Source organism: Streptomyces sp. NPDC007896, from assembly GCF_042959425.1.
Lineage (GTDB): Bacteria > Actinomycetota > Actinomycetes > Streptomycetales > Streptomycetaceae > Streptomyces.
In genome coordinates, this window is record NZ_JBIBKX010000004.1 from 221,094 (window position 1) to 246,343 (window position 25,250).

Here is a 25,250-nt window from a genome sequence, read left to right on the forward strand (position 1 = left end):
CATCGCGGCCACGATGGTCCCCATGACGACAACAGCGGCGCCCGCCACCACCCCGGTGGTCGGGTTCGATCAGGTGAGCAAGAGCTACGGGAACGTACGGGCCGTCGACGGGCTGACGCTCGACCTGCACCCCGGCGAGACCGTCGCCCTGCTGGGTCCCAACGGCGCGGGCAAGTCGACCACGCTGGACCTGCTCCTCGGCCTCAAGCACCCCGACACCGGCGCGGTCCGGGTGTTCGGCGCCGGTCCCCGCGAGGCGATCGTCGGCGGCCGGGTGGGCGCCATGCTGCAGAGCGGCGGTCTGATGGACGAGGTGACGGTCGGCGAGCTGGTGAAGCTGGCCTGCGATCTGCACCCGAAGCCGTACAAGGTCAGTGACGTGCTGGCCCGTGCGGGCATCTCGCAGATAGCCGACCGCAAGGTCAACAAACTCTCCGGCGGCCAGGAACAGCGCGTCCGCTTCGCGCTCGCGACCGCCGGCGCCAACGACCTCATCGTCCTGGACGAGCCCACCACCGGCATGGACGTCTCCGCCCGCCAGGCCTTCTGGGCCACCATGCGCGAGCAGGCCGACCAGGGCAGGACCGTCCTGTTCGCCACGCATTACCTGGAGGAGGCCGACGCCATCGCGGACCGCGTCCTCGTACTGCACCGGGGCCGTCTGCTGGCCGACGGCACCGCCGCCGAGATCAAGGCGAAGGCCGGCGCCCGCCGTATCGCCTTCGACCTGGAAGGCCCCATCGACGAGGCCCCGTTGCGCGCCCTGCCCTTCCTGACCTCGATCGACGTCTCCGGGCACACCGTCCGCATCCAGTCCTCCGACGCCGACGCGACCGTACACGCGCTGTACGGGCTCGGCCTCTACCCCCGCAATCTCGAAGTCGCCGGGCTCGGGCTCGAGCAGGCCTTCGTCGCCATCACGGCCGCCGAGGAGGCGAAGTCGCAGTGAACAGCCTCATCAAGCTCGAGATCACCCGCGCCCTGCGCAACAAGAAGTTCCTGTTCTTCTCGGTGGTCTACCCCTCGGCCCTGTTCCTGCTCATCGCGGGCAGCGCCGACAGCACCACCAAGGTGGCCGGAACCGGGCTCACCCTGCCGACCTTCTTCATGGTCTCGATGGCCTCCTTCGGCGCCCTGACCGCGGTCCTGATGGGCAACAGCGAACGCATCGCGAAGGAGCGCGAGAGCGGCTGGGTGCGCCAGCTCAGGCTCACCACCCTGCCGGGCCGCGGCTATGTCCTGGCGAAGACCGCCAGCGCCGCCGTGATCAGCCTGCCGTCGATCGTGGTCGTCTTCGCGGTCGCCGCCGCCGTGAAGCACGTACGGCTGGACGCCTGGCAGTGGTTCGCGCTCACCGGCGCGATCTGGGCCGGCAGCCTCGTCTTCGCCGCGCTCGGCGTGGCCATCGGCTATCTCGCGAGCGGCGACGCGGTCCGCCCGATCACGATGATCCTGTACTTCGGGCTCTCGGTGCTCGGCGGCCTGTGGATGCCCACGACCACCTTCCCCGACTGGCTCCAGAAGATCGCGTCCTGGCTGCCCACGCACGCGTACGCTGCCCTCGGGCGATCCATCGAACTGGGCGACGCCCCGCACGCGAAGGACCTCGTCATCCTCGCCGTCTCCTTCCTCCTCTTCGCGGGCGGCGCGGCATGGCTGTACCGGAAGGACACGCTGAAGGCGTGAGCAGCGTCGGCATCGGGCAACCCCCGCAGAATCGCAGGCAGAAGATGGTCAAGGCCATCTGGACCGGCATCTGGCTCGTCTATCTGAGCGCCCCCGTCAGCGACCTGGTGCACGGCGGGCACAGCTCCGGTGTCGTCGTGCTCGGCTGGTTCGGCCTGGTGGCCTTCGTCGGGTGGTACGGGGCGCTGGTCTTCCGTACCGGCCGCGGCGAGACGACCCCCTTCGTGTTCGTCTCGCTCGTGGTCCTCGCGGCCGAGGCCGCCCTGCTCTCCTTCACCCTGGGGCGGGAGTGGCTCGTCCTGTTCGTGTACGTCTCGATCGCGTCCGGCGCGGTGCTCCCGCTGCGGTTGGCGCGCTGGGCCATCCCGGCCGTCTCCGCCGTGCTGACGGCGATCGCCCTGGCCGTTTCGGGCGGCAAGGCGTATCTGGCGGGGCTGCTCATCCCGGCGTTCCTCGGCGGGTTCGCCATGACCGGCGTCCGCGAACTGATCCGCACCACGATCGCGCTGCGCGAGGCCCGTGCGACGGTCGCCCAACTGGCCGCGAACGAGGAGCGCCTGCGCCTGGCCCGCGATCTGCACGACCTGCTGGGTCACTCGCTCTCCCTGATCACCCTCAAGAGCGAGCTGGCCGGCCGGATGCTTCCCGACCACCCCGAGAAGGCGGCCCAGCAGGTCGCGGACATCGAACAGGTCAGCCGGCAGGCCCTCGTCGACGTGCGCGAGGCGGTCACCGGCTATCGGCGGCCCCGGCTGTCCGGCGAACTCGCGGGCGCACAGGTCGCGTTGACGGCGGCGGGCGTCACCGCGGAGCTGCCCGCCGAGCCGGACCTCACCGATGTCGCCGAGGAGAGCGAGTCCGCGCTCGCCTGGGCGCTGCGGGAAGCGATCACCAACGTCGTACGGCACAGCGGGGCCCGGCGCTGCACCGTGGAGCTCGTCCGCCGCCAGACACTGGACGGCCCGGTGCTCGAACTGAGCGTGGAGGACGACGGTTCGGGCGGCTCGGGCCATGGTCCGGGCAACGGTCTGACGGGCCTGACCGAGCGGCTGGAGAAGGCGGGCGGAGCCCTGGAGGCGGGCCGGGTGCGGCACGGCTTCCGGCTGGTCGCACGGGTACCGGCACAGGCCCCCTTCGAGGCCGCCGATCACCCCGTAGGATCCGGTGCATGAGCCGCACGATCAAGGTCCTGCTCGCCGAGGACCAGTCGATGGTCCGCGAGGCGCTGGCCGCGTTGCTGGGCCTCGAGCCCGACATCGAGGTGGTCGCCCAGGTGGCGCGCGGCGACGAGGTGCTGGCCGCGGCCCGCGCCCACGACGTGGACGTGGCGCTCCTCGACATCGAGATGCCGGGCAAGACGGGTATCGAGGCGGCGGCCGAGGTCCACAAGGAACTTCCCGGCATCAAACTGCTCATCCTCACGACCTTCGGCCGCCCCGGCTATCTGCGCAGCGCCATGGAGTCCGGCGCCGACGCCTTCCTGGTCAAGGACGCCCCGGCCGCCCAACTCGCCGCGGCGGTCCGCAAGGTGCTCGCCGGCGAACGGGTCATCGACCCCACCCTCGCGGCCGCCGCCCTCGCCGAGGGCGCCAACCCCCTCACCGACCGCGAGCGCGAGATCCTCCGCGCGGCGGCCGACGGCTCCACCAACGCCGAACTGGCCACCGCCCTCCACCTCTCGCAGGGCACGGTCCGCAACTACCTCTCGACAGCGATCCAGAAGCTGGCGGCACGCAACAGGGCGGAGGCAGTCCGGATAGCACGAGAGAAGGGCTGGCTGTAGCTCAGTTCAACATCGCCCGAGCCGCCCGAGCCTGCCCCCGAACCTTCTCCGCCGAAGGCGGATCCACCGCGGCGACCACATCGGCGTAGGCATCCAACTCCGCGGCTCCACCCAGAAAATCCCCACGCTGCACAAGCAACTGAGCCCGCTCGTACCGCAACCGCGCAGGATGCGAAGGCAACAGCAGCGACAACTCCACGGCCCACAGGCTGACATCCGACCGCTCCGGCCGCGCCGCCGCCCACGCCCGGACGTTGTTCAGGATCCGCACGACCACGTCGAGCGGAGGGGCGGGGACGAGCATCGAGGGATCGAGAGGCGCCCCGGTGGCGCCCTGCACGAGCAGCTCGGCATCGGAGCCGCTCAGCACCCGCCCCCCGTCGAAGGGGTCGGCGAGCACCTGCTGCTCGGCCGGCCCGAAGCCCACCACGAAATGCCCGGGCAGGGCGACCCCGTACACCGGCGCGCCGGCCCGCCTGGCCACCTCCATCCACACCACGGAGAGCAGGATGGGCAGCCCGCGCCGCCGCCGCAGCACCGCGTGCAGCAGCGACGACTCCAGCCGTTGATAGTCCCCGGGCGAGCCCCGGAACCCGCAGCGCCCGCCGAGCAGCTCGGCGAGCGCGGTCGCCCAGGGCAGCGCCCCACCGGGCCGGAACGGCAGCTGTCCGGCGAGCCGGTCGAGTTCGATCTGCGCCGCGTCGGTCCCCGCCTCGTCCAGCGTGCCGTCCGCCGCCGCCCCGATCAGCAGACACAGCGCCGCCAGGTCGGGTCGCTCGGACCGCGCCTCCTCGGCGAACCTGCGCCGCACCTCGGCGGCCCGCTCCGGCTCCGGGGGATGGGGGGAAGGCATGGCGGTCTCGTACCCCTTCACGCCGGTCGACGGCGGTCGTCGGCGGACACTTGAGGCGCGCGGTAGTGGTGGTACGTGTGATGCGCCTCGAAGCCCATCTGGGCGTACAGCGCCCGCGCCCCGGCGTTGTCCGTCTCCACCTGGAGCCAGGCCGCCGAGGCGCCCTCGTCCAGGGCGCGACGGGCGAGCGCGGCCATGACGGCGGTGGCGAGGCCCCGGCGGCGCTGGGCGGGGTCGACCTCGACGGCCGCGAAACCGGCCCACCGCCCGTCGACGACACACCGCCCGATCGCGGCCGGAGGCTCCCCCTCGGCGCCGGGCACCGTCGCGAACCACACCGAGGGCCCGCTGCCCAGGACGTGCAGCGCGACCTCGCTCAGCCCCTTGCGCTGGTAGCGGCCCAGCCATGCCTCGTCGGCCACGCGGGCGAGGACCACCCCGGAGGCCTCCGGGGCCTCGCGGTCGGCGAGCGGCGCGAGCGCGCCGATCCACAGCCCGGCGCTCACCTCACGCGCCCAGCCGCGCGCCTCCAGCTCCGCGCACAGCACCTCCTGCGTGCCCTCGGCCCCGGTGGCGGTCTGGACGTAGGCGGGCAGCTCACGGGCCGCGTACCAGTCACGTACGTACGTCAGCGCCTCGTCGAGCGGCACGCCCGGGTCGCCGAGCGGCAGCACGGAGTTCGCGCGCCGGGTGAACCCGGAGGCCGCCCGCAGCTCCCAGTCGCCGAGCCGCTCGCTCTCCACCGGCTGCCAGGCCCGCGCGGCGACCCGCGCCAGCTCCTCGTACGAGGCCGCGGGGCCCCGCCGACGCGCCGGGGCGGCCGGTACGACTTTGCCCGCGACCAGCGAGGACTCCGGAATCCGGACGATCTCGCCGTCCCGTCGTGTGATCAGCAGCACACCCTTGTTCCATGATGTGAGAACACCGACCGTGTCAGTGAACTTCTCACCCCTGGCGGCACCTTCGATATCTACGATCATCCGCCGAACAGAGACACGTTTGCCCACGTCAGCAGCGGTGATTCGGACCTCGAGACGTCCGGCCGCAGAGATTTCCACAGGTCAGTTCACCCCTCCTGTATGGATCACGCCCCGGAACGGAGATACTAGGTGCGGGCATCGACGACGCCGCGCTCCCGCGCGCCAGGCGGCGGAGCCTATGGAGGCCCGCCAGCGCCCTATCGAGGAGGAACGACAGCGTGACCTACGTCATCGCGCAGCCTTGTGTCGACGTCAAGGACAAGGCGTGCATCGAGGAGTGCCCGGTCGACTGCATCTACGAGGGCTCCCGGTCCTTGTACATCCACCCGGACGAATGCGTCGACTGTGGAGCCTGTGAGCCGGTGTGCCCGGTCGAGGCGATCTTCTACGAGGACGACACTCCCGAAGAGTGGAAGGACTACTACAAGGCGAACGTCGAGTTCTTCGACGAGCTCGGCTCGCCCGGCGGCGCCAGCAAGCTCGGTCTGATCGAGCGCGACCACCCCTTCATCGCAGCGCTGCCGCCGCAGAACCAGTAAGCGGCCGCACCTACGCGCCGCCTCGGTCCCGTACGGCCCGATCTCCTCGATCGCCGTGCGGGGCCGAGGCGTTTGCCGTAGCGGCCCGTACCGGCCACAGGCGCGCAGGCCGTGTCTGTACGGGTCGTACGAACGAGAAAGTGAGCCCGATCCCGTGTCCGCAGTCTCCGACCGGCTTCCCGTCTTCCCCTGGGACAAGCTGGAGCCCTTCAAGGCGACGGCCGCCGCTCATCCGGGCGGCATCGTCGACCTGTCCGTCGGCACCCCGGTCGACCCGGTGCCCGAGCTGATCCAGAAAGCTCTGGTCGCGGCCGCGGACTCGCCGGGCTATCCCACGGTGTGGGGCACGCCCGAACTGCGGGACGCGCTCACCGGCTGGGTCGAGCGGAGGCTCGGCGCGCGGGACGTCACGCACCACCACGTGCTCCCGATCGTCGGCTCCAAGGAACTCGTCGCCTGGCTCCCCACCCAGCTGGGCCTGGGCCCCGGCGACAAGGTGGCGTACCCGCGCCTCGCGTACCCGACGTACGAGGTCGGCGCGCGCCTGGCCCGCGCGGACCACGTGGTCTACGACGACCCCACGGAGCTGGACCCGACCGACCTGAAGCTCCTGTGGCTGAACTCCCCGTCGAACCCGACGGGCAGGGTCCTCTCCGCCCAGGAACTCACCCGGATCGTCGCGTGGGCCCGCGAGCACGACATCCTCGTGTTCTCCGACGAGTGCTACCTCGAGCTGGGCTGGGAGGCCGATCCGGTCTCGGTCCTGCACCCGGACGTCTGCGGCGGCTCGTACGAGGGGATCGTCTCGGTCCACTCGCTCTCGAAGCGCTCGAACCTGGCCGGCTACCGCGCCGCGTTCCTCGCCGGTGACCCCGCCGTCCTCGGCGACCTCCTCCAGATCCGCAAGCACGGCGGCATGATGACGTCCGCGCCGACCCAGGCCGCGGTGGTCGCCGCCCTCGCGGACGACGTCCACGTCCGCGAACAGCGCGAGCGCTACGCGGCCCGCCGCACCGCCCTGCGCGAGGCGCTGCTGCGCCACGGCTTCCGCATCGAACACAGCGAGGCGAGCCTGTACCTGTGGGCCACCCGCGGCGAGTCCTGCTGGGACACCGTCGCCCATCTGGCCGAACTGGGCATCCTCGTCGCCCCGGGCGACTTCTACGGCGAGGCGGGCGAGAACTTCGTCCGCGTGGCCCTGACGGCGACGGACGAGCGGGTGGCGGCGGCGGTAGAACGCCTCGGCTGAGAAACCCCTGGCGAGGAGCGCGCCCTTTAGGGGCGCGGGGCTGTGACATTTGCGGCTCCGCCGCGTGGGCGCGCCCAGCCCCCACCGGCCCGCACGCCAGGAACCGACACACGCGAAGGGGTCCAGGGAAACTCCCTGGACCCCTTCGCCGTACAGCTACAGCATGTGTACGGTCCCGGCGGCTAGCCGAGCGGCAGCCCCTTCAGCGGCAGCTGCCCCGTCGGCAGACCACCCTTGGTCACCGCGTCCGTCGGAAGACCACCACCGGCGGTCTTCGCGGTGTCACCGAGCAGACCCCCGGCCTGCCCCGCCGCGTCCCCGGCCACCTTCTGCGCGGCCGGCGTCGCCGTCCTGGCGACACTGCCACCCGTCTTGCCCGCGGCCGGGACGGCCTTCTTGAGGGCGTTGCCGCCGGTCGTGTCCGCGAGCCCGGTGACGTTCTGCGTCGCACCGTCGACCGTGTTGCCGACGTGCGCGCCGTCCAGAGCGGTCAGCCCGCCGAGGTTGGGCGTGGCCGGGAGTTCGGCCGCCGCGCTGGCGGAGCCGGCCGCACCGACCACGGGCGCCGCTCCCGCTGCGATGAGCAGCGCGGCACGGGCGATCCGGCGGGTCAGGGGGAGGGACATGATGCTCCTTAGACGGAAGAGAACGGTGAAGTGTCCACCCGTGCCCGGGAGCTGACCGTTCGGCCGCCGACCGGCTGTCGGGCGACCCGTTGATCGTTCCGGGCTCGGACGCAGTGACTACCGCTCGAGACCCGCGAAGGTTGCGGTGGCCCGACGTAAAGAGTTGGTAATGCGTCGCATTATCAGTTGTGGATAAAAACGGGCAAAGAGTGTCCGGTCGGAAAGTCTGCCGAATCCTTACGGCCCTTTGTTTCCAAGGGGTCCGGCGGATTCTGGAGTGAGCGCGCGAAAACCTGCTCGCAGCGGCAACGCGCCACGCCGCGCATCCCTCGTACAGGTGAGGCCCCGTACTACTGCGCGGTGACGATGCGGACCTCGGCGGCGGACTGCGTCGTCGTCGAACCGCCCTTGGCGTCCGCCGCGCGCCACTCGCCGTTCCTTTCCCCTGCCGTCCACTCCCGCCCCGCGTAGGAGACCCGCTGGATGTGCAGCGCCGAGGAGTTGGCCACCGCCCAGTGCGCCAGCTCCCAGCCACGCTGGCGGACGGTGGAGCCGCCTGTGGGGTCCTTGCGCACGGGCACGGTCACGGTCCGGCCGGAGACGGTCGGCGAGGGGGTCGGTGTCGGGGAAGCCGCCGAGGAGGCGGAGGAGCCCGCGGTGCTCACATCGGCTCCCGCGTCCTGCACCACCTCGCGCCCGAAGTCCCGTACGAGCGCGGCGCGCACCGAGTCCGGGCCGCCGACCGGGGTCGCCCCCGGGCGGCCCTCACAGGTCAGCGTGGCCGCCGCGCGGCCGGTCAGGGCCGCGGCCAGCAGTGTCGCGTCCGGCTCGTGCTTCGCGTACGCCTGCGGATAGCCGCTGCGCTGCACGCGCTGCGCTGCGACGGTGAGCGGCAGCCGCGTGTAGCCCGGCACCTTGGCCAGGTGTTCGTAGAACATGCCGGCCGCGTACGTCGGGTCCATGATCTGCTTCGTCGTCCCCCAGCCCTGCGAGGGGCGCTGCTGGAACAGACCGAGCGAGTCCCGGTCGCCGTGCTGGATGTTGCGCAGCCCCGACTCCTGGAGCGCGGTCGCGAGGGCGATGGCCACGGCGCGCTCCGGCAGCCCGCGGGTGGTGCCGACCGCCGAGATCGTCGCCGCGTTCACCGCCTGCTCCGGGGTGAACTCGTACGACGCGCCGTCGCTCTTGCCCGAGACGACTCTGCAGCGCGGCGCACCCGTCCCCCCTGTGAGGTACTGCACCGCGAGGTACCCCGCGAGCGCGAGCATCACTACGACGGCCGCCCCGAAACGGAAGAGGCGGCCGCGCCGGACAGGAGTGGGGGACGGCTCTGGCACGCCTACAAGGTACTGGAGGCGACTGTTGGCGACGTATGGGGTTGTGGACAACCCGTGCGCGGCAGAGCGCCGAGCAGGGGGCGCTAGGGTCGAGGGCATGGCCGACACCACCCTTGACCTCACGCTGGACGCCGCCGAGCTCACCGCGCGGCTCGTCGACTTCCCCTCGGAGAGCGGCAACGAGAAGCCGCTCGCGGACGCCGTCGAAGCCGCGCTGCGCGCCCTGCCGCATCTGACGGTCGACCGGTACGGCAACAACGTCGTGGCGCGTACGAACCTGGGGCGCCCCGAGCGCGTGATCCTCGCCGGCCACATCGACACGGTCCCCATCGCCGGCAACGTGCCCTCGCGCCTCGACGAGGACGGCGTCCTGTGGGGCTGCGGCACCTGCGACATGAAGTCCGGCGTCGCCGTACAGCTGCGCATCGCGGCCACGGTCCCCGCCCCCAACCGCGACCTCACCTTCGTGTTCTACGACAACGAAGAGGTCGCCGCCCACCTGAACGGCCTCAAGCACGTCGCCGAGGCCCACCCCGACTGGCTGGCGGGCGACTTCGCGATCCTCCTGGAGCCGACGGACGGACAGGTGGAGGGCGGCTGCCAGGGCACGCTCCGGGTGCTCCTGAAGACCAAGGGGGAGCGCGCCCACTCCGCGCGCGCGTGGATGGGCTCCAACGCGATCCACGCGGCGGCCCCGATCCTCGCCAAGCTCGCCGCCTACGAGCCGCGCACGCCGGTCGTGGACGGCCTCCGGTTCCACGAAGGCCTCAACGCCGTCCGCATCGAGGGGGGCGTGGCCACCAACGTCATCCCCGACGCCTGCACCGTCGTCGTCAACTTCCGCTACGCGCCCGACCGCAGCGAGGCGGAGGCCGAGGCCTTCGTCCGTGACTTCTTCGCCGACTGCGACATCGACGAGTTCATCGTCGACGACCACACCGGCGGGGCCCGGCCCGGCCTGACGCACCCGGCCGCCGCGGCCTTCCTGGCGGCCGTCGGCGGCGAGGCCCGCCCCAAGTTCGGCTGGACGGACGTCGCCCGCTTCAGCGCGCTCGGGGTGCCCGCGGTGAACTACGGGCCCGGCGCGCCGCTCCTCGCCCACAAGGTGGACGAGCGGGTGCGGGCGTCGGAGATCCCGGAGGCGGAGGAGCGCCTGCGCGCCTGGCTGACGTCCTGAGGCCCGCCCGAACCTTCGCGGTGCACGGCGGACATGCGCATGTCCCCCCTCCGTAACCCGCGTAGATCTACGCTGGGGCAGAACCACTTGCAAGCGGAGGGAGCGCACATGGCTACTGGCAACCCCGAGGGCAAGAAGCAGCCACCGGAGGAGCAGCGGCTGGGGCCGGTCCTGCGCAGGCGGGGCCAGGTGCAGGCGAGCACCACGGACCAGCGGCTGCTCGACGCGGGCGGCCCCTCCGACTGGGTGCACACCGACCCCTGGCGGGTCCTGCGCATCCAGTCGGAGTTCATCGAAGGCTTCGGCACGCTCGCCGAACTCCCGCCCGCGATCAGCGTCTTCGGCTCCGCGCGTACACCGGTGGACTCGCCCGAGTACGAGGCGGGAGTCGCGCTCGGCCGAGGCCTGGTCGAAGCCGGCTTCGCCGTCATCACGGGCGGCGGGCCCGGCGCGATGGAAGCCGCCAACAAGGGCGCCTGCGAGGCCAAGGGCATCTCGGTCGGCCTGGGCATCGAGCTCCCCTTCGAACAGGGCCTCAACCCCTACGTCGACATCGGCCTCAACTTCCGGTACTTCTTCGTCCGCAAGATGATGTTCGTCAAGTACGCCCAGGGCTTCGTGGTCCTGCCCGGCGGCCTCGGCACCCTCGACGAATTCTTCGAGGCCCTCACCCTCGTCCAGACCCAGAAGGTCACCCGCTTCCCGATCGTCCTCTTCGGTACGGCGTACTGGGGCGGTCTCGTCGAATGGCTCAAGAACACCCTGATCGCCCAGGGCAAGGCCTCGGAGAAGGACCTCCTCCTGTTCCACCTCACGGACGAGGTGGAGGAAGCGGTGGCCTTGGTCTCCAAGGAGGCAGGCCGGTAGAGGAGAGGCCCCGCAAGGGGCGCGGGGAACTGCGCGAGCGGCGGGGGCGAGGAAGGTCTACGCCAGGCCCCGGCGGGCCACCGTCGGAGGGCGGTGGCCCGCGATCGACGTCACCATGTCCAGGACCTGACGGGTCTCGGCGACCTCGTGGACGCGATACACCTGCGCCCCCAGCCATGCCGACACCGCCGTCGTGGCCAACGTCCCCACCACCCGCTCCTTCACCGGCCTGTCGAGCGTCTCCCCGACGAAGTCCTTGTTGGAAAGGGAGACGAGCACGGGCCACCCCGTCTCCACCATCTCGCCCAGCCGCCGAGTCGCCTCCAGGCTGTGCCGGGTGTTCTTCCCGAAGTCGTGCCCGGGGTCGATCAGCACGGACTCCCGGGGCACGCCCAGGGCCACCGCCCGCTCGGCCAGCCCCAGAGTCACCCGCAGAATGTCGGCCATGACGTCGTCGTAGGCGATCCGATGCGGCCGCGTACGAGGCTCGGCGCCCCCGGCATGGGTGCACACCAGCCCCACCCCGTACCGCGCGGCCACCTCCGCGAGCCGAGGATCCACGCCACCCCACGCGTCGTTGAGCAGATCGGCCCCCGCCTCGCAGACCGCCTCCCCGACCTCGTGCCGCCAGGTGTCGACGCTGATGATCACGTCCGGGAACCGCCGTCGCACCTCGGCGACGAAACCCACCGTGCGGCGCGCCTCCTCCTCGGCGGTCACCTCTTCCCCGGGCCCGGCCTTCACCCCGCCGATGTCGATGATGGCGGCGCCCTCGGCCACCGCCTGCTCCACGCGGGCGAGCGCGGGCTCGTCGCGGAAGGTGGCTCCCTGGTCGTAGAAGGAGTCCGGGGTCCGGTTCACGATGGCCATGATCACCGGCTCGTGCGGGTCGAATTCGTGCCTGCCCAGCCTGAGCATCCCCTGTGACCTCTCCTAGTAAGTCCCGCTGCTTAGCCGCCTGCGACCTTAACTGTCAGACTCGCATGGCACGATCGGACCCTGACACTTTCGGCGCCGGACCGCTTCGGCACTCGTCAGACGTTTTCAGTAGCTTCAGTACTTTCGCGCCGACGCTCAACGCGTCGGCACCAGAGCGTGGGGACCTCAGCGATGTTCATGTTCTTGTTCCTGGTCGTCGCGCTCGCCGTCGTGGTCGCCGCGGTGACACTGTCCGTGGTGGGCGGCGGCGAGAGCGCCCCCCTTTCCGACGCCGAGCCCGATCGGCTGGTGGACTCGTTGCCCCAGGACCGGCCGGTGAACCGCGCGGACGTGGAGTCCGTGCGCTTCCCGCTCGCCGCCCGCGGCTACCGCATGGCGGACGTGGACGACGCCCTCGGCCGGCTCGGCGCCGAGCTCGCCGAGCGGGACGCCAGGATCGCCGGCCTGGAGGCCGCGCTGGCCGGCGCCCGCGCCACCGCGACCACCTCGCTGCGCAAGCCGGTCGAGGGGGAGCAGCAGTGAGCGATGCGCTTGCCGGGCCCGACGGCGCGCTGCGCTGCCCCTGGGCCCTGTCCACCGAGGACTACGTCTCGTACCACGACATGGAGTGGGGCCGCCCGGTCCACGGCGACGACGCGCTGTACGAGCGACTGAGCCTGGAGGCCTTCCAGTCGGGCCTGTCCTGGATCACGATCCTGCGCCGCCGGCCGGGTTTCCGGGCCGCCTTCGCCGACTTCGAGATCGCCTCGGTGGCCGCGTTCACGGACGACGACAAGGAGCGCCTCCTCGGCGACCCGGGCATCATCCGCAACCGCGCCAAGATCGAGGCGACCGTCGCCAACGCGCGCGTGCTGGCCGACTGGGCGCCGGGCGAGCTGGACGAGCTGATCTGGTCCTTCGCCCCCGACCCGGCCACCCGCCCGGCCCCGAAGCGGCTGGCCGACGTCCCGGCCGTCACCGACGAGTCGACGGCCCTCTCCAAGACCCTCAAGAAGCGCGGCATCCGCTTCGTGGGCCCGACCACGGCCTACGCGCTCATGCAGGCGTGCGGCCTGGTCAACGACCACTTGGAGGATTGCGCGGCCAGGAGCGCCCCCTGAGGGGCGCGGGGAACCGCGCGACCAGCCACAGACGGCCCGCAGTTCCCGTACCGACCTCCGACCGCCGAATCCGGCGAAGCGTCACCGCCCCAAGTACTTCGGCTTCTCCTTGTTGACGAACGCCTGCACCGCGATCACATGGTCCTCGGACGCCCCGGCCCGCGCCTGCAGCTCGTCCTCCTTCTCCAGCGTCTCGTCCAGAGAATGAGTGAGCCCGTACGCCACGGCCTCCTTCAGCGCGGCGTACGCGACCGTCGGGCCCGCCGCCAGCGCCCGCGCCACCTTCTCCGCCTCGACGCGCAGCTGGGACGCCGGGACGAGCCGGTTGGCGATCCCCAGCTCGAGGGCTTCCTGCGCGGTGATGCTGCGCGGGAAGAGCAGCAGATCGGCGGCGCGGCCCGGTCCGATCACCCGCGGCAGGGTCCATGACATGCCCGAGTCGGCGGTCAGCGCGACCCCGGCGAAGGACGTGTTGAAGGCGGCGGTGTCGGCGACGATCCGGTAGTCCGCGCAGAGGGCGAAGCCGAAGCCGGCTCCCGCGGCGACGCCGTTCACCGCGGCCACCACGGGCTTCGCGGCCCTGGTCAGGGCGCGCACGATCGGGTTGTAGTGCTCGCGCACGGTGCTCATCGTGTGCTGCGACCCCGACTCCTTGTCGGAGGCCAGCAGCCCGATGTGCTCCTTGAGGTCCTGCCCGACGCAGAACGCCCGGTCACCTGCGGCGGTGAGCAGGATCGCCCGTACGCCGCCGTCCGCCGCGGCGGCCCGGGCCGCGTCCCGGAGTGCGACCTTGGTCTCGGTGTTCATCGCGTTCATCGCCTCGGGGCGGTTCAGCGTGATGGTCGCGAGTCCGTCGCTCACCTCGTAGAGCACGGTGTCGGCCATGGTGGGTTCCCTCCGGTGTCGCGGCTCCGACGTACTGGTCGGTACGTCCTGGTGCGAGGACAGCATGCAGGACAGCATGGCGGAGATCACGGTCCGGGGCGTGGACAGGACATGTGACCTGCGTCAAAGAATTCCGAGCCGTGGAAGTCGATGCAGCGGCGCAGTATCGCAGTCACATCGCCGAATTGAGTGGTTTTGCTCAAGCGCGTTGCGCAAGCGATGCCGACTGATGTTGGTCATCGGGTCCTGAGATGCGGGATAATGGCCTGGAAGCAATGTGTTCGATGCCGGTGACGTGTGTCCTATGAGGGGACGTGCGTGCCCTTCAAGGGGCCGTCGGCGACGATGAGCTGGTTTCAGGAAGGGGAACGAGCATGGCGGCCATGAAGCCGCGGACGGGCGATGGCCCGCTCGAGGTGACCAAGGAGGGGCGGGGCATCGTCATGCGCGTTCCGCTCGAAGGCGGCGGTCGGCTCGTCGTCGAGCTGACCCCTGACGAGGCCGACGCGCTCGGCGACGCCCTCAAGAAGGTCGTCGGCTGACGCGGAACGCGACCATACCTTTTCAACTGCCCCGGCATCGTATTCGGTGCCGGGGCAGTGGTTTTCCTGGAGTACGGCAGCGGCATACCCCTGTCTATCGACGCAGGTCAGACAGGTGTTGCGGGTACGGGACCGAGCGTGCGGTCAGCGCTTGACCCCGCACAGCAACCCGTCGCCCACCGGCAGCAGCGAGGGCACCAGGTCCTGGCTCTCGCGCACCGCGCGCAGCAGTTCGCGCAGCCGGCCGACCTCGGCGGGCTGCGGGCCCGATTCGACCGTGCGGCCGTCCGCGAAGACACCCTCGAAGACGACCAGCCCGCCCGGACGCAGCAGACGCAACGATTCAGCGAGGTAGTCCAGGCACTCCAGACGGTCGCCGTCGCAGAAGACGAGGTCGTAGCCGGCGTCCGCGAGCCGGGGCAGGACGTCCAGCGCGCGGCCGGGGATGAAGCGGGCGCGATTGCTGGCGAAGCCGGCCGCGCGGAAGGCCTGGCGGGCGAACTGCTGGCGGTCCGGTTCCGGATCGACGGTGGTCAGTACCCCGTCCGGCCGCATGCCGTGCAGCAGATGAATTCCGGAGACGCCGGTCCCGGTACCGATCTCCGCCACCGCTTTCGCGTCCACGGTGGCGGCGAGCAACCGCAGCGCGGCGCCCGTGCCGGGCGACACCGGGCGCAGCCCTGCCTCGCGGGCCCGGTCGCGGGCCCAGCGCAGCGCTTCGTCCTCGGCGACAAAGGCGTCGGCGAACGCCCAGCTCGTCTGCCGGTTGCCGGTAATGACCCTCTCCCTGTCCCCGTGGTTGCCTGGGCGTGACTGTATCCGTTGGTGCCGGGAACCCGCAGATGGGACCAGGCGTTTAGAGGGGTGCGGAAACAGAGCGGGGGGAAGTCGATGGAACAGCGCGCGGAGCGGGGTGTGGAGCGGGGTGGCGATCACATGCTGACGCAGCCATATGAGCACGTATCAAATTCTCGTAAAACCGCTTATCCGGAGCTAACGGGCGAGGTGGCTATGGTAGGGGCTCCACTGGACACCACCAGAGCCGACAGGGGAGGTGCGGCTGCGCCTGTGGATCGGGGCGGGCTGCTGCGGCGCCTTCTCAGATCGGCGGGTGAGCCGAAATCCGTGACCGACATCGCTGACAAGTTCCATGCTGCTGCCCCCGCGCAGACCGCGACGTTCACCACCGACGCGGAGTCGCAGGCGTGGACTCCGCCCACCTGGGAGGAGATCGTCAGCACGCACAGCGGCCGGGTCTACCGGCTCGCCTACCGCCTGACGGGCAACCAGCACGACGCCGAGGACCTCACACAGGAAGTCTTCGTCCGCGTCTTCCGCTCCCTGTCGACCTACACGCCCGGCACCTTCGAGGGCTGGCTGCACCGCATCACCACGAACCTCTTCCTCGACATGGTGCGCCGCAAGCAGCGCATCCGCTTCGACGCCCTCGGTGACGACGCGGCCGAGCGCCTGCCCAGCCGCGAGCCCTCCCCGCAGCAGGTCTTCAACGACGCGCACTTCGACGCGGACGTCCAGCAGGCGCTGGACACCCTCGCGCCCGAGTTCCGCGCCGCGGTCGTCCTCTGCGACATTGAGGGACTTTCGTACGAGGAGATCGCCGCGACCCTGGGCGTCAAGCTCGGTACGGTCCGCAGCCGGATCCACCGTGGCCGTTCGCAGCTGCGCAAGGCCCTCGCACACCGGTCTCCCGAGGCCCGTGCCGAGCGCCGCGGCTTCGCGATCACGGGAGTTCCCGCGCTGGGAGGAGGGGGCGCGACCGCGTGAGTGGATCCCGGCCCAACCCTACGGAGCGGCGTGTAGCCGACCAGCATCTTGGGGACCGACTCTCCGCCCTGGTGGACGGAGAGCTCGGTCATGAGTCGCGCGATCGCGTCCTCGCCCACCTCGTCACCTGCGCGAAGTGCAAGGCCGAGGCGGACGCCCAGCGCCGACTGAAGAACGTCTTCGCGGAAGTCGCCCCTCCGCCCCCCTCCGAGAGCTTCCTGGCCCGTCTCCAGGGACTTCCGGGGGGAGGTGACTTCGACGGCGGTGATGGCTCACCGTTCGGCGGGGGCGGATTCGGCGGAAGACTCCCCTCCGGCGCCCCGGTGACCGGCGTCTTCGGAGTGCGCGGAGAGCCCTTCGGGTACGTGCCCGCCGCGCCGCACGGCGACGTGCTGCCGCCCGACTCCGGGCGCGGTTTCCGCATCCATGACGTCAGCCGTCACGAGACCGACCGATCGGCCTCACGCGGGCTGCGCTTCGCCTTCGCCGCCGCCGGCGCGGTGTCGCTGGCCGCGGTCGCGCTCGGCGGGGTGTCGACCGGAGTGCCGGCCGACACCACGGACGCGCGCGGGGGCTCCGGCGGCAGCAATGTGACGCCGGCGCGTACGCCGGGCTCGGGGCCCGCGACGGCCCCCGAGACAGCCCGTCGCCGCTCCGACGGGCCGCTGCTCGCCCAGGGCGAGCGTTCGCTCGGCGTGGCGCCCGCGGTGCCCACCTCGGTGTCCGCACCCCTGCTCCCCGGAGTCCCCGCTCCGGTGACCCGGGCAGACGACGTCATGCACACGCTGACCACCCCCGTGGTGGCCGGTGCCGCCGTGATGTCCCCGCTCATACATCCGCTCACCGAGGCCCAGCCGATCGCGCAGACCTCCTGGTCGACGCCGCCCGGCCTCACGCCTCCGCGCCTGCTCGCCGCCCCCGCCGCCACCCCGTCCCCCTCTTCCTCCCCGAGCCCCTCCTCCCGTACCGCCCACTGACCGGCCCTCTGCGCCCCGGCCCCCGGAACCTGGTTGAATCCAGGCTGGGCCGCGTCCGCCGGAGGGATTCCCGGGCGCGGAGTCGGCAATCTGCGGTGACCGTCGGCGTGTTGTGCCGCGGGCCAGGTGTGGGGAGAGCATGAACGAGGGGAAGCCCACGAAGGCGAAGTGGTGGAGTCGGCCCCGCCCGGTCCCTCCGGGGGTCGGCGCGGTGGGTCCGGTCGAGGGCATCTCCGGGGCAGAGACGGACCACAGGCCCGACGGGGACCACAGGCCTGAGGGCGACTACAGGTCCGACGGGGACCACAGGCCTGAGGGCGACTACGGGTCCGACGGGGACTACGAGCTGGACCGGCCGTCGGTGGGCGCCGCCTCATCGGGCACGGCTCTGTCGGGCGCCGCCCCGTCGAGCACGGTCTTGTCGGGCGACGCCCCCTCGGGGTCCGGCGCCGGGAGTGGCAGCGACGGCGACTTCGAGCTGGAACGCCCTGCTCCGGCTCAGCAGGGCGGCGGGCCCGGCGCCGAAGAGGCCGGTGAGCCGTCCGGCGCGGCGCCCGCCGACCAGGCCCCGGTCGCCGCCGTACCGGCGCAGCAGGCCCCCGTGGACCGCCCCCGGCCCCTGCACGACCCCGACCCCTACAGCACCCCGCCGTACGGCGAGCCGGGCCCTTGGGCGCCCGCTCCGCCCGTCCAGCACCCGGCGGCCACCCCCGCGCACGGCACCGCCGTGCCCCCGGGCCCGCCCTCCGCGCCGTACCCGAGCAACCCCCACCCGGCTCCCACCCCGTGGCAGAACTACGACCCCTGGGCCGCCCCGGGACCGCTCCAGCAGAACGGGGCGGCTGTCGAGACGAAGACCCAGCGGCGTAAGCGGGCGAGGAAGGCGTTGGTCCTCGGGGCCGTCGCGCTCGCCGTCGTCTCCGGAGGCGTCGGGGGCGCCGTAGGGGCCTATCTGGAGCGCAACGGCGGGGTCGGTGACATCACACTGCCGCAGGCCGCCAAGGAGGCGCCCGGGCGGGCCCCGGACAGCGTGGCCGGGATAGCGGCCCGCGCGCTGCCCAGCGTGGTCACCCTGCATGTGCGCGGCTCCAGCGAAGAGGACACCGGCACCGGGTTCGTGCTCGACACCCGGGGTCACATCCTCACCAACAACCACGTGGTCGCGCCGGCCGGCAGCGGCGGCGAGATAACCGTGGCGTTCAGCGGCGGCCAGAGCGCCAAGGCCACCGTCGTCGGGCACGACAGCGGCTACGACCTCGCCGTGGTCAAGGTGTCGGGAGTCGGTGGGCTCCGGCCCATGACGCTGGGCAACTCCGACAGCGTCCAGGTGGGCGACCCCGTCGTCGCCATCGGCGCGCCCTTCGACCTCGCCAACACCGTCACCTCCGGGATCATCAGCGCCAAGGAGCGGCCCATCACGGCGGGCGGCGAGAAGGGTGACGGGAGCGACGTCTCGTACGTCGACGCGCTGCAGACCGACGCGCCCATCAACCCCGGCAACTCCGGCGGCCCCCTCCTCGACACGCGGGCCCGCGTCATCGGCATCAACAGCGCCATCCGCTCCGCCGACGGCGGCACCGACCTCCAGGGCGGTCAGGCCGGTTCCATCGGGCTCGGCTTCGCCATCCCCGTCAACCAGGCCAGGCGCGTCGCCGAGGAGCTGATCAACACCGGCCGGGCGACCCACCCGGTGATCGGGGTCATGCTCGACATGGACTACACGGGCGACGGCGCCCGGGTCGGGACGAAGGGCAGCGGCGGCGCGCCGGTCACCGCGGGCGGCCCCGGAGCCAAGGCGGGCATCAAGGCCGGCGACGTCATCACCGAGGTCGACGGACAGCGCGTCCACTCGGGCGAGGAGCTGATCGTGAAGACCCGCGCCCACCGTCCCGGCGACCGGCTCCGGCTGACCCTCCGGCGGGGCGGCTCGCAGCGGACGGTCACCCTGGTCCTCGGCTCCGCGAACGGCGGCTGACCTCTTTCGACAGCAACTGACATGAACTTCACAGGAGGGGCCCCAGGCCCGTGCTGAGCGGCGAACATCCGGGGAAACTCGTCGTGTACACGAACCCGGAAGGCCCGGGACAGTTCCGGACGGACGGGATCGGCGGGTACCGTGGACCCGGCCCGGACCACGGAAGAATCCCGAGGGCCGAGGACTGAGAACATCGCAAGGAGCTTCAGGTGTTCAATGACATAGGACCGCTCGAGCTGGTGACGCTCGTTGTCCTCGCCGTGCTCGTCTTCGGTCCGGAAAAGCTCCCGAAGATGATCCAGGACGTCACCCGCACCATCCGCAAGATCCGTGAGTTCTCGGAGAGCGCCAAGGCGGACATCCGCGAGGAACTCGGCCCGGAGTTCAAGGACTTCGAGTTCGAGGACCTCAACCCCAAGACGTTCATCCGCAAGCAGCTGGACAACGACGAGCTGGGGCTCAAGGAGATCCGCAACGGCTTCGACCTGAAGAAGGAGATGGCCGAGGTCACGGACGCGGTCCACAGCCGCGACACGGACTCCTCCTCGTCGTCCTCTCCGTCTTCCCCGTCCTCGTCCTCCGGTTCCTCCGGCGGTTCGATCGACATGACCAAGAAGCCCGAGAAGAGCGACCCGGACGAGCGCCCGCCCTTTGACGCGGACGCCACCTGAGCCGTACCCGCAGGCGTGTGACACGGCCTGAAAACGGTGCGTGTGCGCCCCACGCGCCGGGTGCTTTCCCTGCTGCTCGGAGTGGTGTGGCTATGCTGCCCAGTTGTTGTGCGGACTGCTGAGGACGCCCGAGGGGGGCGGGCCGCCCGGTCCGACGAGAGCAAGGAGGCGTCCGGGCAGATGGAGACGACAAGTCGGGTAGGCGCGCAGGCGCCGGCCGCGGAAGGCGGACAGCAGCTCCCCTCCGCCCGCCGCACGGCCGAAGGTTACCTGCTGGCACCCTTTCCGTGGTACGGCCTCGACGAGGCTTTCACGGGGCCGCGCTGGCTGATGCAGGTCGGTACCTCGGCGGACGGTGCCGTCGAGCACGGTTCGATCGGGCACGGGGAAGAGCCCTCGGTGCGCAGCGAGTCCACGGAGGACAAGGAGCGGTTCGCGGTCGTGGTGACCGTCGCGGCCAGCCCCTCGCGTCGCAGCGCGGACGGTGCGGGGCTCCTTGAGGCCACGTCGGTGTCCTCGGCGGCCTGGCTGGCCGGTGTGGGGCTGCTGTCCTTCACCTGGCCCGGCCAGATGGACCACACCCGGCGGGACGACTGGCTGGACCAGCAGACCGAGACGGCGTGGGTCCTCGCGGACGACCTCGAAGGGCCCGACTGGTCCTCGCTGTCCCTCCCCGTGGACGGCGTCCCCACGCCGTTCCACTACCGCGAGCTGGAGTTCGGCTGGGTCCTCGCGGGTTCCACCCGGATGGGGGTCCATGTGGGGGCGTACGGCCGGGGGATGAGCGCGTACGGGCTGGGCTTCGCCATGATCAAGGACATCGCGGCGTACGCGTGACCGTGTCCTCCGGGGGCTTGCGGGAACTGCGCCGTCTGTGGCTGCGGGGCCGTCGTGGCTGGTCGCGCAGTTCCCCGCGCCCCTGATGGGGCGCGTTCACCTCTCCGGGGTCGGAAAGCGCTGGAACCCGTTGCTCAGAACTTGTTCCTCGGGGTGATGCCCAGGGACATGCCGGACAGGCCCCGCTGGCGGCCGCCGAGCTTGCCCGCGATGGCGCGCAGGGCGGAGCCCGCGGGGGACTCCGGGTCGGTCAGGACGACCGGCTTGCCCTCGTCGCCGCCCTCGCGGAGGCGGACGTCGATCGGGATGGAGCCGAGGACGGGAACGCTCGCGCCGGTGGTGCGGGTCAGGCCGTCGGCGACGCTCTGGCCGCCGCCCGTGCCGAAGACGTCGACCATCTCGCCGCAGTGCGGGCACGGCAGGCCCGACATGTTCTCGACCACGCCCACGATCTTCTGGTGGGTCTGGACGGCGATGGAGCCCGCGCGCTCGGCGACCTCGGCCGCCGCCTGCTGCGGGGTGGTGACCACCAGGATCTCCGCGTTCGGGACCAGCTGGGCCACCGAGATCGCGATGTCGCCCGTGCCCGGCGGGAGGTCGAGGAGCAGGACGTCCAGGTCGCCCCAGAAGACGTCCGCCAGGAACTGCTGGAGGGCGCGGTGGAGCATCGGGCCGCGCCAGACGACCGGTGCGTTGCCCGGGGTGAACATGCCGATGGAGATGACCTTCACGCCGTTCGCGGACGGCGGCATGATCATGTTCTCGACCTGGGTCGGACGGCCGTACGCACCGAGCATGCGGGGCACCGAGTGGCCGTAGATGTCCGCGTCGACCACGCCGACCTTGAGGCCGTCGGCCGCCATCGCCGCCGCGAGGTTCACGGTCACCGAGGACTTGCCGACACCGCCCTTGCCCGAGGCGACCGCGTACACGCGCGTGAGTGAGCCGGGCTTGGCGAAGGGCACCTCGCGCTCGGTCTGGCCGCCGCGCAGCGCGGTCGCCAGCTCCTTGCGCTGCTCGTCGCTCATCACGTCCAGGGTCACGTCGACGCGGGTGACGCCCTCGACCGCCGAGACCGCCTCTGTCACGTTCTTCGTGATGGTCTCGCGCATCGGGCAGCCGGTGACGGTCAGATACACGGTGACCGCGACCGCGCCATCCGCACCGATCTCCACCGATTTGACCATCCCCAGCTCGGTGATGGGTCGCTGGATCTCGGGGTCGTTCACCGTCGCCAGTGCTTCGCGCACCGCGTCTTCCGTAGCCATAGGACGATGGTACGGCGCCCGGCCCCGGGCCCGGAAAGCCCCGTCAGCGGTCGTCTACGTCACGTCGCGACGGCCGTTCTGCCGGGAATACGACCCGGCCGTCGGAGCGGTGTTCCTCCAGCTCCCTGATCAGGTCCTCGAATTCGGAGCGGATCCAGTCGCGGGTGGCGACCTCGCCGAGGCCCATGCGCAGGGCGGCGATCTCGCGGGTGAGGTACTCGGTGTCCGCGATCGAGCGCTCGTTCTGCTTGCGGTCCTGTTCGAGGTTGACCCGGTCGCGGTCGTCCTGGCGGTTCTGCGCGAGGAGGATCAGCGGGGCGGCGTAGGAGGCCTGGAGCGAGAGCATCAGGGTCAGGAAGATGAACGGGTAGGGGTCGAAGCGCAGATGGCGCGGTGCCGCGATGTTCCACACCAGCCACACGATGATGACGACCGTCATCCAGACGATGAACCGTCCGGTGCCGAGGAAACGCGCGATCCGCTCCGACAGCCGCCCGAAGGCCTCCGGGTCCCACTCGGGCACCAGCCGGCGGCGCGGCGGCAGCGGCTGGTCGAGGCGGGTGCGGGGCCGGGTGGTGGCGGTCGCCCCGGTGGCGGCCCGTTCGCGGGTCTCGCGGTCAGGTCCCATCGCGTCCCCCTTCGTCCACGCCTTCGTCCACGCCTTCGTCCACGCCTTCGTCCACGCCTTCGCGGTCGTCTTCCCGGTCGCCTTCCTTGCCGCCTTCCTCGTCGTCTCCCCGGTCGTCTCCCCGGTCGTCCTCGCGTTCGCCCGGGAGCCGGTCCTGAGGTTCGTCCAGACGCTCGTCCTGCGATTCGTCCTCGTGCAGATGGAACTCGGTCTCGCGCCAGTCCTCCGGCAGCATGTGGTCCAGTACGTCGTCCACGGTCACCGCGCCGAGCAGCGAGCCGCTCTCGTCGACGACGGGCGCGGCGACCATGTCGTACGTGGCGAAGAACCCGGCGACGACGGGCAGCGCCGCGTCCGGCGCGAGCGCCTGCAGATCGCCATCGAGGATCGAGCTGACCAGCGTGTACGGCGGGTCGCGCAGCAGCCGCTGGAAGTGCACCGTGCCCAGGTACTTGCCGGTCGGTGTCTCGTCCGGCGGGCGGCACACGTACACCTGCGCGGCGAGCGCGGGGGACAGGTCGGGGTTGCGGACCCGGGCGAGCGCGTCGGCGACCGTGGCGTCGGGCCGCAGCACGATGGGCTCGGTCGTCATCAGACCGCCGGCGGTCCGCTCCTCGTACGACATCAGCCGTCGTACGTCGGCCGCGTCGTCGGGCCGCATCAGCGTCAGCAGCCGCTCCACGTCGTCCTCGGGCAGTTCGGCGAGCAGGTCGGCCGCGTCGTCGGGGTCCATCGCCTCCAGGACGTCGGCGGCGCGCTCCTCCTTGAGCTTGCCCAGGATCTCGATCTGGTCGTCCTCGGGGAGCTCCTCCAGGACGTCGGCGAGGCGGTCGTCGTCCAGGGCGGCGGCCACCTCCCCGCGCCGTTTCGGCGACAGGTGGTGCATGACGTTGGCCAGGTCGGCCGCGCGCAGCTGCTCGAAGGTGGCGAGGAGGCTCTCGGCGCCCTGTCCGTGCTCCTCCAGCGAGAACCCGGTGACGGCGGACCAGTCGACGGTCATCGTCTCGCCCTTGGTGCGCCGGAAGGTCCCGCTGCGGCCCTTGCGCACGAAGACGCGGCCGATCTCCCACTCCCGGCGGGCCGGCAGCTGCTGGACGGACACGTCGAGCACGGTCACCTCCTCGTCGGTCTCGACGATCCGGACCCGCCGGTCGAGCAGTTCACCGAAGACGAGCCGCTCGGTGGGCCGCTGTTCGAAGCGGCGCACGTTCAGGACACCGGTGGTGATGACCTGGCCGGACTCGATGCCGATGACACGGGTCATGGGCAGGAAGATGCGCCGCCGGGTGGAGAGTTCCACGACCAGCCCGAGCAACCGGGGCGGGCGGCGTCCGACGCGGAGCATGGCGACCAGGTCCCGCACGCGGCCCACCTGGTCGCCGTTGGGGTCGAAGACGGCGACACCGGCGAGGTGCGAGACGAAGATCCGGGGGGCGCCTGCGGCCATGCCCGCGCCTCCTTCTTTCCGTGTTGCTCTTTCTTTCCGTGTTGCTCGTTGTGTGTCGCTCCGGACGCCTGCCAGCTTTCTCCGTACGGGCGTTTGGTCCCGGCCTGTCCGCTCAGGTGGGCTTCAGGCTAGCCCGTCCCAGTCGGATACGCCCTGGTGAGCGGTCCGGACGGACTGGCTCCGCCGGGCACGCGCGGCACGGGTACGCTGCCGTACGCCGTTGGGGTCACCCGGCACGGCCACCCCGGCATGGGCACCCGCACGGACACGCGCACCCGGACGCGCATGGACACCCGCATGGACACCCGTATGAAAGGCAGCCCTACCTGTGACTGCGATTTCCCAGGGCCGTACCCGCAGGGCCGCACTGGTGGGCGCGATGTGCGCACTGGTCGTGACGGGGACGGGGCTGACGGGGTGCGGTAGTGAGGATCCGGACGCGGGCACGAACGGGGTGGGGAAGCTTTCCGCCACCGAGATCGAGTCGAAGACGCGCAAGGCCGCCACGTCCGCCGAGGCGGTGCGACTCGCCGGGACCGTGGTATCGAACGGGCGCACGTACAAGCTCGACATGCGGCTGACGTCCGACGGCGGCACCGGTTCCGTCACCTCGGAGGGGGCGAGCTTCCATCTGCTCCGGGTCGGCCGGCACCTCTTCCTCAAGGCCGGCGCCGAGTTCTGGAACCACCAGGGCGGCAAGAGCGGTGCCACCTCCTCGGCGGACACCGCGGCCGCCGACAAGCTCGACGGCAAGTTCGTGAAGGTCCCGAGCGGCGACCCGGCCTACAAGCGCTTCATCAGCTTCACGGACAAGGACGTCCTGCTCGACGGTCTGCTGACCCTGCACGGCTCCCTCGCCACGGACGGCCACCACGAGCAGTCCGGCGTCCGCACCATCCGCATCACCGGCGACAAGGGCGCGGGAGGCACCCTGGACGTCTCCCTGAAGGGAACCCCGTACCCGCTGCTCCTGGTCCGCGCGGGCGACGCGGGCACGCTCAGCCTCACCGACTGGGGCAAGAACGTCGCCCTCGCGGAACCCGCCAAGGACGAGACCGTGGACTACGGCAAGCAGCTGCCGACGTCGTAGCCCTGGGGC

At 71.4% G+C, this 25,250-nt stretch carries 27 protein-coding genes; 17 read left to right on the forward strand and 10 right to left on the reverse strand.

What is annotated here, in order from left to right; all coding sequences use genetic code 11:
- The first annotated feature begins 22 nt into the window (after nucleotides 1-22).
- The 4 genes from ACFZDJ_RS15625 to ACFZDJ_RS15640 are packed head-to-tail and all read left to right on the forward strand — an operon-like array spanning nucleotide 23 to nucleotide 3,469.
- Nucleotides 23-949 (forward strand): ABC transporter ATP-binding protein, encoded by a 927-nt coding sequence (locus tag ACFZDJ_RS15625; protein ID WP_201264300.1) that lies wholly within the window; start codon nucleotides 23-25, stop codon nucleotides 947-949.
- Nucleotides 946-1,686, forward strand: a complete 741-nt coding sequence (locus ACFZDJ_RS15630) for an ABC transporter permease (RefSeq protein ID WP_390932360.1) — start codon at nucleotides 946-948, stop codon at nucleotides 1,684-1,686. The genes ACFZDJ_RS15625 and ACFZDJ_RS15630 overlap by 4 nt, the downstream gene beginning before the upstream one ends.
- Nucleotides 1,683-2,858 (forward strand): histidine kinase, encoded by a 1,176-nt coding sequence (locus ACFZDJ_RS15635; protein WP_391059478.1) that lies wholly within the window; start codon nucleotides 1,683-1,685, stop codon nucleotides 2,856-2,858. Before ACFZDJ_RS15630 ends, ACFZDJ_RS15635 begins: the two co-directional genes overlap by 4 nt.
- Nucleotides 2,855-3,469, forward strand: coding sequence for a DNA-binding response regulator (locus tag ACFZDJ_RS15640; protein WP_168510936.1), 615 nt, complete (start codon nucleotides 2,855-2,857; stop codon nucleotides 3,467-3,469). Before ACFZDJ_RS15635 ends, ACFZDJ_RS15640 begins: the two co-directional genes overlap by 4 nt.
- Nucleotide 3,470: 1 nt before the next feature.
- Here the strand turns inward: ACFZDJ_RS15640 and ACFZDJ_RS15645 are convergent, their stop codons facing one another.
- Nucleotides 3,471-4,322, reverse strand: a complete 852-nt coding sequence (locus ACFZDJ_RS15645; protein ID WP_391059480.1) for a tetratricopeptide repeat protein — start codon at nucleotides 4,320-4,322, stop codon at nucleotides 3,471-3,473.
- 17 nt (nucleotides 4,323-4,339) lie between these two features.
- A complete protein-coding gene (locus ACFZDJ_RS15650) occupies nucleotides 4,340-5,380 on the reverse strand; it encodes a GNAT family N-acetyltransferase (protein ID WP_391059483.1) in 1,041 nt (346 codons plus the stop codon).
- Nucleotides 5,381-5,520: 140 nt separating this feature from the next.
- Here ACFZDJ_RS15650 and fdxA point away from each other — a divergent pair, with 140 nt between their 5' ends.
- Both fdxA and ACFZDJ_RS15660 read left to right on the forward strand, forming a co-directional pair.
- Entirely contained in the window at nucleotides 5,521-5,841 is a 321-nt protein-coding gene (gene fdxA, locus ACFZDJ_RS15655) for a ferredoxin (RefSeq protein WP_018089397.1), read from the forward strand.
- A 154-nt stretch (nucleotides 5,842-5,995) separates the two neighbouring features.
- A complete protein-coding gene (locus ACFZDJ_RS15660; protein WP_384911639.1) occupies nucleotides 5,996-7,090 on the forward strand; it encodes a bifunctional succinyldiaminopimelate transaminase/glutamate-prephenate aminotransferase in 1,095 nt (364 codons plus the stop codon).
- Nucleotides 7,091-7,272: 182 nt separating this feature from the next.
- On the opposite strand, the gene ACFZDJ_RS15665 is transcribed toward ACFZDJ_RS15660, so the two are convergent.
- The gene (locus tag ACFZDJ_RS15665) at nucleotides 7,273-7,716 is read right to left on the reverse strand and encodes an ATP-binding protein (RefSeq protein WP_168510944.1); all 444 of its coding nucleotides are present in this window, start codon (nucleotides 7,714-7,716) and stop codon (nucleotides 7,273-7,275) included.
- Nucleotides 7,717-8,066: 350 nt separating this feature from the next.
- The gene (locus tag ACFZDJ_RS15670; RefSeq protein WP_391059485.1) at nucleotides 8,067-9,053 is read right to left on the reverse strand and encodes a heavy metal transporter; all 987 of its coding nucleotides are present in this window, start codon (nucleotides 9,051-9,053) and stop codon (nucleotides 8,067-8,069) included.
- Between the two features lie 97 nt (nucleotides 9,054-9,150).
- Between ACFZDJ_RS15670 and dapE the strand changes: the two genes are divergently transcribed.
- Together dapE and ACFZDJ_RS15680 are read left to right on the forward strand one after the other, a co-directional pair.
- Entirely contained in the window at nucleotides 9,151-10,230 is a 1,080-nt protein-coding gene (dapE, locus tag ACFZDJ_RS15675; protein ID WP_391059488.1) for a succinyl-diaminopimelate desuccinylase, read from the forward strand.
- A 108-nt stretch (nucleotides 10,231-10,338) separates the two neighbouring features.
- Nucleotides 10,339-11,097, forward strand: coding sequence for a TIGR00730 family Rossman fold protein (locus ACFZDJ_RS15680; protein WP_390932345.1), 759 nt, complete (start codon nucleotides 10,339-10,341; stop codon nucleotides 11,095-11,097).
- Nucleotides 11,098-11,154: 57 nt separating this feature from the next.
- Here the strand turns inward: ACFZDJ_RS15680 and folP are convergent, their stop codons facing one another.
- Entirely contained in the window at nucleotides 11,155-12,015 is an 861-nt protein-coding gene (gene folP / locus ACFZDJ_RS15685) for a dihydropteroate synthase (RefSeq protein ID WP_101400502.1), read from the reverse strand.
- 192 nt (nucleotides 12,016-12,207) lie between these two features.
- Here folP and ACFZDJ_RS15690 point away from each other — a divergent pair, with 192 nt between their 5' ends.
- Together ACFZDJ_RS15690 and ACFZDJ_RS15695 are read left to right on the forward strand one after the other, a co-directional pair.
- Nucleotides 12,208-12,558, forward strand: a complete 351-nt coding sequence (locus ACFZDJ_RS15690) for a DivIVA domain-containing protein (protein WP_391059491.1) — start codon at nucleotides 12,208-12,210, stop codon at nucleotides 12,556-12,558.
- The gene (locus ACFZDJ_RS15695; protein WP_390932341.1) at nucleotides 12,555-13,136 is read left to right on the forward strand and encodes a DNA-3-methyladenine glycosylase I; all 582 of its coding nucleotides are present in this window, start codon (nucleotides 12,555-12,557) and stop codon (nucleotides 13,134-13,136) included. Before ACFZDJ_RS15690 ends, ACFZDJ_RS15695 begins: the two co-directional genes overlap by 4 nt.
- A gap of 81 nt (nucleotides 13,137-13,217) precedes the next feature.
- Here ACFZDJ_RS15695 and ACFZDJ_RS15700 read toward each other — a convergent pair whose 3' ends face one another.
- Nucleotides 13,218-14,021: an enoyl-CoA hydratase-related protein gene (locus ACFZDJ_RS15700; RefSeq protein WP_391059492.1), complete on the reverse strand. Its 804-nt coding sequence runs from the start codon at nucleotides 14,019-14,021 to the stop codon at nucleotides 13,218-13,220.
- Between the two features lie 374 nt (nucleotides 14,022-14,395).
- Between ACFZDJ_RS15700 and ACFZDJ_RS15705 the strand changes: the two genes are divergently transcribed.
- A complete protein-coding gene (locus ACFZDJ_RS15705; protein ID WP_003966491.1) occupies nucleotides 14,396-14,563 on the forward strand; it encodes a DUF3117 domain-containing protein in 168 nt (55 codons plus the stop codon).
- A 144-nt stretch (nucleotides 14,564-14,707) separates the two neighbouring features.
- On the opposite strand, the gene ACFZDJ_RS15710 is transcribed toward ACFZDJ_RS15705, so the two are convergent.
- The gene (locus tag ACFZDJ_RS15710; RefSeq protein WP_054228219.1) at nucleotides 14,708-15,232 is read right to left on the reverse strand and encodes an O-methyltransferase; all 525 of its coding nucleotides are present in this window, start codon (nucleotides 15,230-15,232) and stop codon (nucleotides 14,708-14,710) included.
- A 414-nt stretch (nucleotides 15,233-15,646) separates the two neighbouring features.
- Here ACFZDJ_RS15710 and sigE point away from each other — a divergent pair, with 414 nt between their 5' ends.
- From sigE to ACFZDJ_RS15735, 5 genes are all read left to right on the forward strand, one after another.
- Nucleotides 15,647-16,348: an RNA polymerase sigma factor SigE gene (gene sigE / locus ACFZDJ_RS15715; RefSeq protein ID WP_054228218.1), complete on the forward strand. Its 702-nt coding sequence runs from the start codon at nucleotides 15,647-15,649 to the stop codon at nucleotides 16,346-16,348.
- Entirely contained in the window at nucleotides 16,345-17,325 is a 981-nt protein-coding gene (locus ACFZDJ_RS15720; protein WP_391059495.1) for a zf-HC2 domain-containing protein, read from the forward strand. The genes sigE and ACFZDJ_RS15720 overlap by 4 nt, the downstream gene beginning before the upstream one ends.
- A 139-nt stretch (nucleotides 17,326-17,464) precedes the next feature.
- A complete protein-coding gene (locus ACFZDJ_RS15725; protein WP_391059497.1) occupies nucleotides 17,465-19,300 on the forward strand; it encodes a trypsin-like peptidase domain-containing protein in 1,836 nt (611 codons plus the stop codon).
- 209 nt (nucleotides 19,301-19,509) lie between these two features.
- Nucleotides 19,510-19,971, forward strand: a complete 462-nt coding sequence (locus tag ACFZDJ_RS15730) for a sec-independent translocase (protein ID WP_385374470.1) — start codon at nucleotides 19,510-19,512, stop codon at nucleotides 19,969-19,971.
- Nucleotides 19,972-20,151: 180 nt separating this feature from the next.
- Nucleotides 20,152-20,808, forward strand: a complete 657-nt coding sequence (locus ACFZDJ_RS15735; protein ID WP_390932331.1) for a hypothetical protein — start codon at nucleotides 20,152-20,154, stop codon at nucleotides 20,806-20,808.
- 134 nt (nucleotides 20,809-20,942) lie between these two features.
- Here ACFZDJ_RS15735 and ACFZDJ_RS15740 read toward each other — a convergent pair whose 3' ends face one another.
- The 3 genes from ACFZDJ_RS15740 to ACFZDJ_RS15750 are packed head-to-tail and all read right to left on the reverse strand — an operon-like array spanning nucleotide 20,943 to nucleotide 24,151.
- Nucleotides 20,943-22,076, reverse strand: coding sequence for an Mrp/NBP35 family ATP-binding protein (locus tag ACFZDJ_RS15740; protein WP_384911612.1), 1,134 nt, complete (start codon nucleotides 22,074-22,076; stop codon nucleotides 20,943-20,945).
- Between the two features lie 43 nt (nucleotides 22,077-22,119).
- On the reverse strand, nucleotides 22,120-22,704 hold the full coding sequence (locus tag ACFZDJ_RS15745; RefSeq protein WP_384911609.1) for a DUF1003 domain-containing protein: 585 nt from the start codon (nucleotides 22,702-22,704) through the stop codon (nucleotides 22,120-22,122).
- Nucleotides 22,694-24,151: a magnesium transporter MgtE N-terminal domain-containing protein gene (locus tag ACFZDJ_RS15750; protein ID WP_391059500.1), complete on the reverse strand. Its 1,458-nt coding sequence runs from the start codon at nucleotides 24,149-24,151 to the stop codon at nucleotides 22,694-22,696. The genes ACFZDJ_RS15745 and ACFZDJ_RS15750 overlap by 11 nt, the downstream gene beginning before the upstream one ends.
- A 328-nt stretch (nucleotides 24,152-24,479) precedes the next feature.
- Here ACFZDJ_RS15750 and ACFZDJ_RS15755 point away from each other — a divergent pair, with 328 nt between their 5' ends.
- Nucleotides 24,480-25,241 carry a hypothetical protein gene (locus tag ACFZDJ_RS15755; protein WP_391059503.1) on the forward strand — a complete coding sequence of 254 codons (762 nt, stop codon included), beginning with the start codon at nucleotides 24,480-24,482 and terminating at the stop codon, nucleotides 25,239-25,241.
- Nucleotides 25,242-25,250: the final 9 nt, after the last annotated feature.

What these genes read in the sequence shown, in the direction of transcription:
- ACFZDJ_RS15745 (WP_384911609.1), bottom strand. Translation starts at nt 22,704, where the DNA reads ATGGGACCTGACCGCGAGACCCGCGAACGGGCCGCCACCGGGGCGACC.
- ACFZDJ_RS15750 (WP_391059500.1), bottom strand. Translation starts at nt 24,151, where the DNA reads ATGGCCGCAGGCGCCCCCCGGATCTTCGTCTCGCACCTCGCCGGTGTC.
- ACFZDJ_RS15705 (WP_003966491.1), top strand. Translation starts at nt 14,396, where the DNA reads ATGGCGGCCATGAAGCCGCGGACGGGCGATGGCCCGCTCGAGGTGACC.
- folP (WP_101400502.1), bottom strand. Translation starts at nt 12,015, where the DNA reads ATGCTCAGGCTGGGCAGGCACGAATTCGACCCGCACGAGCCGGTGATC.
- ACFZDJ_RS15680 (WP_390932345.1), top strand. Translation starts at nt 10,339, where the DNA reads ATGGCTACTGGCAACCCCGAGGGCAAGAAGCAGCCACCGGAGGAGCAG.
- ACFZDJ_RS15735 (WP_390932331.1), top strand. Translation starts at nt 20,152, where the DNA reads ATGGAGACGACAAGTCGGGTAGGCGCGCAGGCGCCGGCCGCGGAAGGC.
- dapE (WP_391059488.1), top strand. Translation starts at nt 9,151, where the DNA reads ATGGCCGACACCACCCTTGACCTCACGCTGGACGCCGCCGAGCTCACC.
- ACFZDJ_RS15690 (WP_391059491.1), top strand. Translation starts at nt 12,208, where the DNA reads ATGTTCATGTTCTTGTTCCTGGTCGTCGCGCTCGCCGTCGTGGTCGCC.
- ACFZDJ_RS15725 (WP_391059497.1), top strand. Translation starts at nt 17,465, where the DNA reads ATGAACGAGGGGAAGCCCACGAAGGCGAAGTGGTGGAGTCGGCCCCGC.
- ACFZDJ_RS15645 (WP_391059480.1), bottom strand. Translation starts at nt 4,322, where the DNA reads ATGCCTTCCCCCCATCCCCCGGAGCCGGAGCGGGCCGCCGAGGTGCGG.
- ACFZDJ_RS15640 (WP_168510936.1), top strand. Translation starts at nt 2,855, where the DNA reads ATGAGCCGCACGATCAAGGTCCTGCTCGCCGAGGACCAGTCGATGGTC.
- ACFZDJ_RS15700 (WP_391059492.1), bottom strand. Translation starts at nt 14,021, where the DNA reads ATGGCCGACACCGTGCTCTACGAGGTGAGCGACGGACTCGCGACCATC.
- ACFZDJ_RS15740 (WP_384911612.1), bottom strand. Translation starts at nt 22,076, where the DNA reads ATGGCTACGGAAGACGCGGTGCGCGAAGCACTGGCGACGGTGAACGAC.
- ACFZDJ_RS15665 (WP_168510944.1), bottom strand. Translation starts at nt 7,716, where the DNA reads ATGTCCCTCCCCCTGACCCGCCGGATCGCCCGTGCCGCGCTGCTCATC.
- ACFZDJ_RS15625 (WP_201264300.1), top strand. Translation starts at nt 23, where the DNA reads ATGACGACAACAGCGGCGCCCGCCACCACCCCGGTGGTCGGGTTCGAT.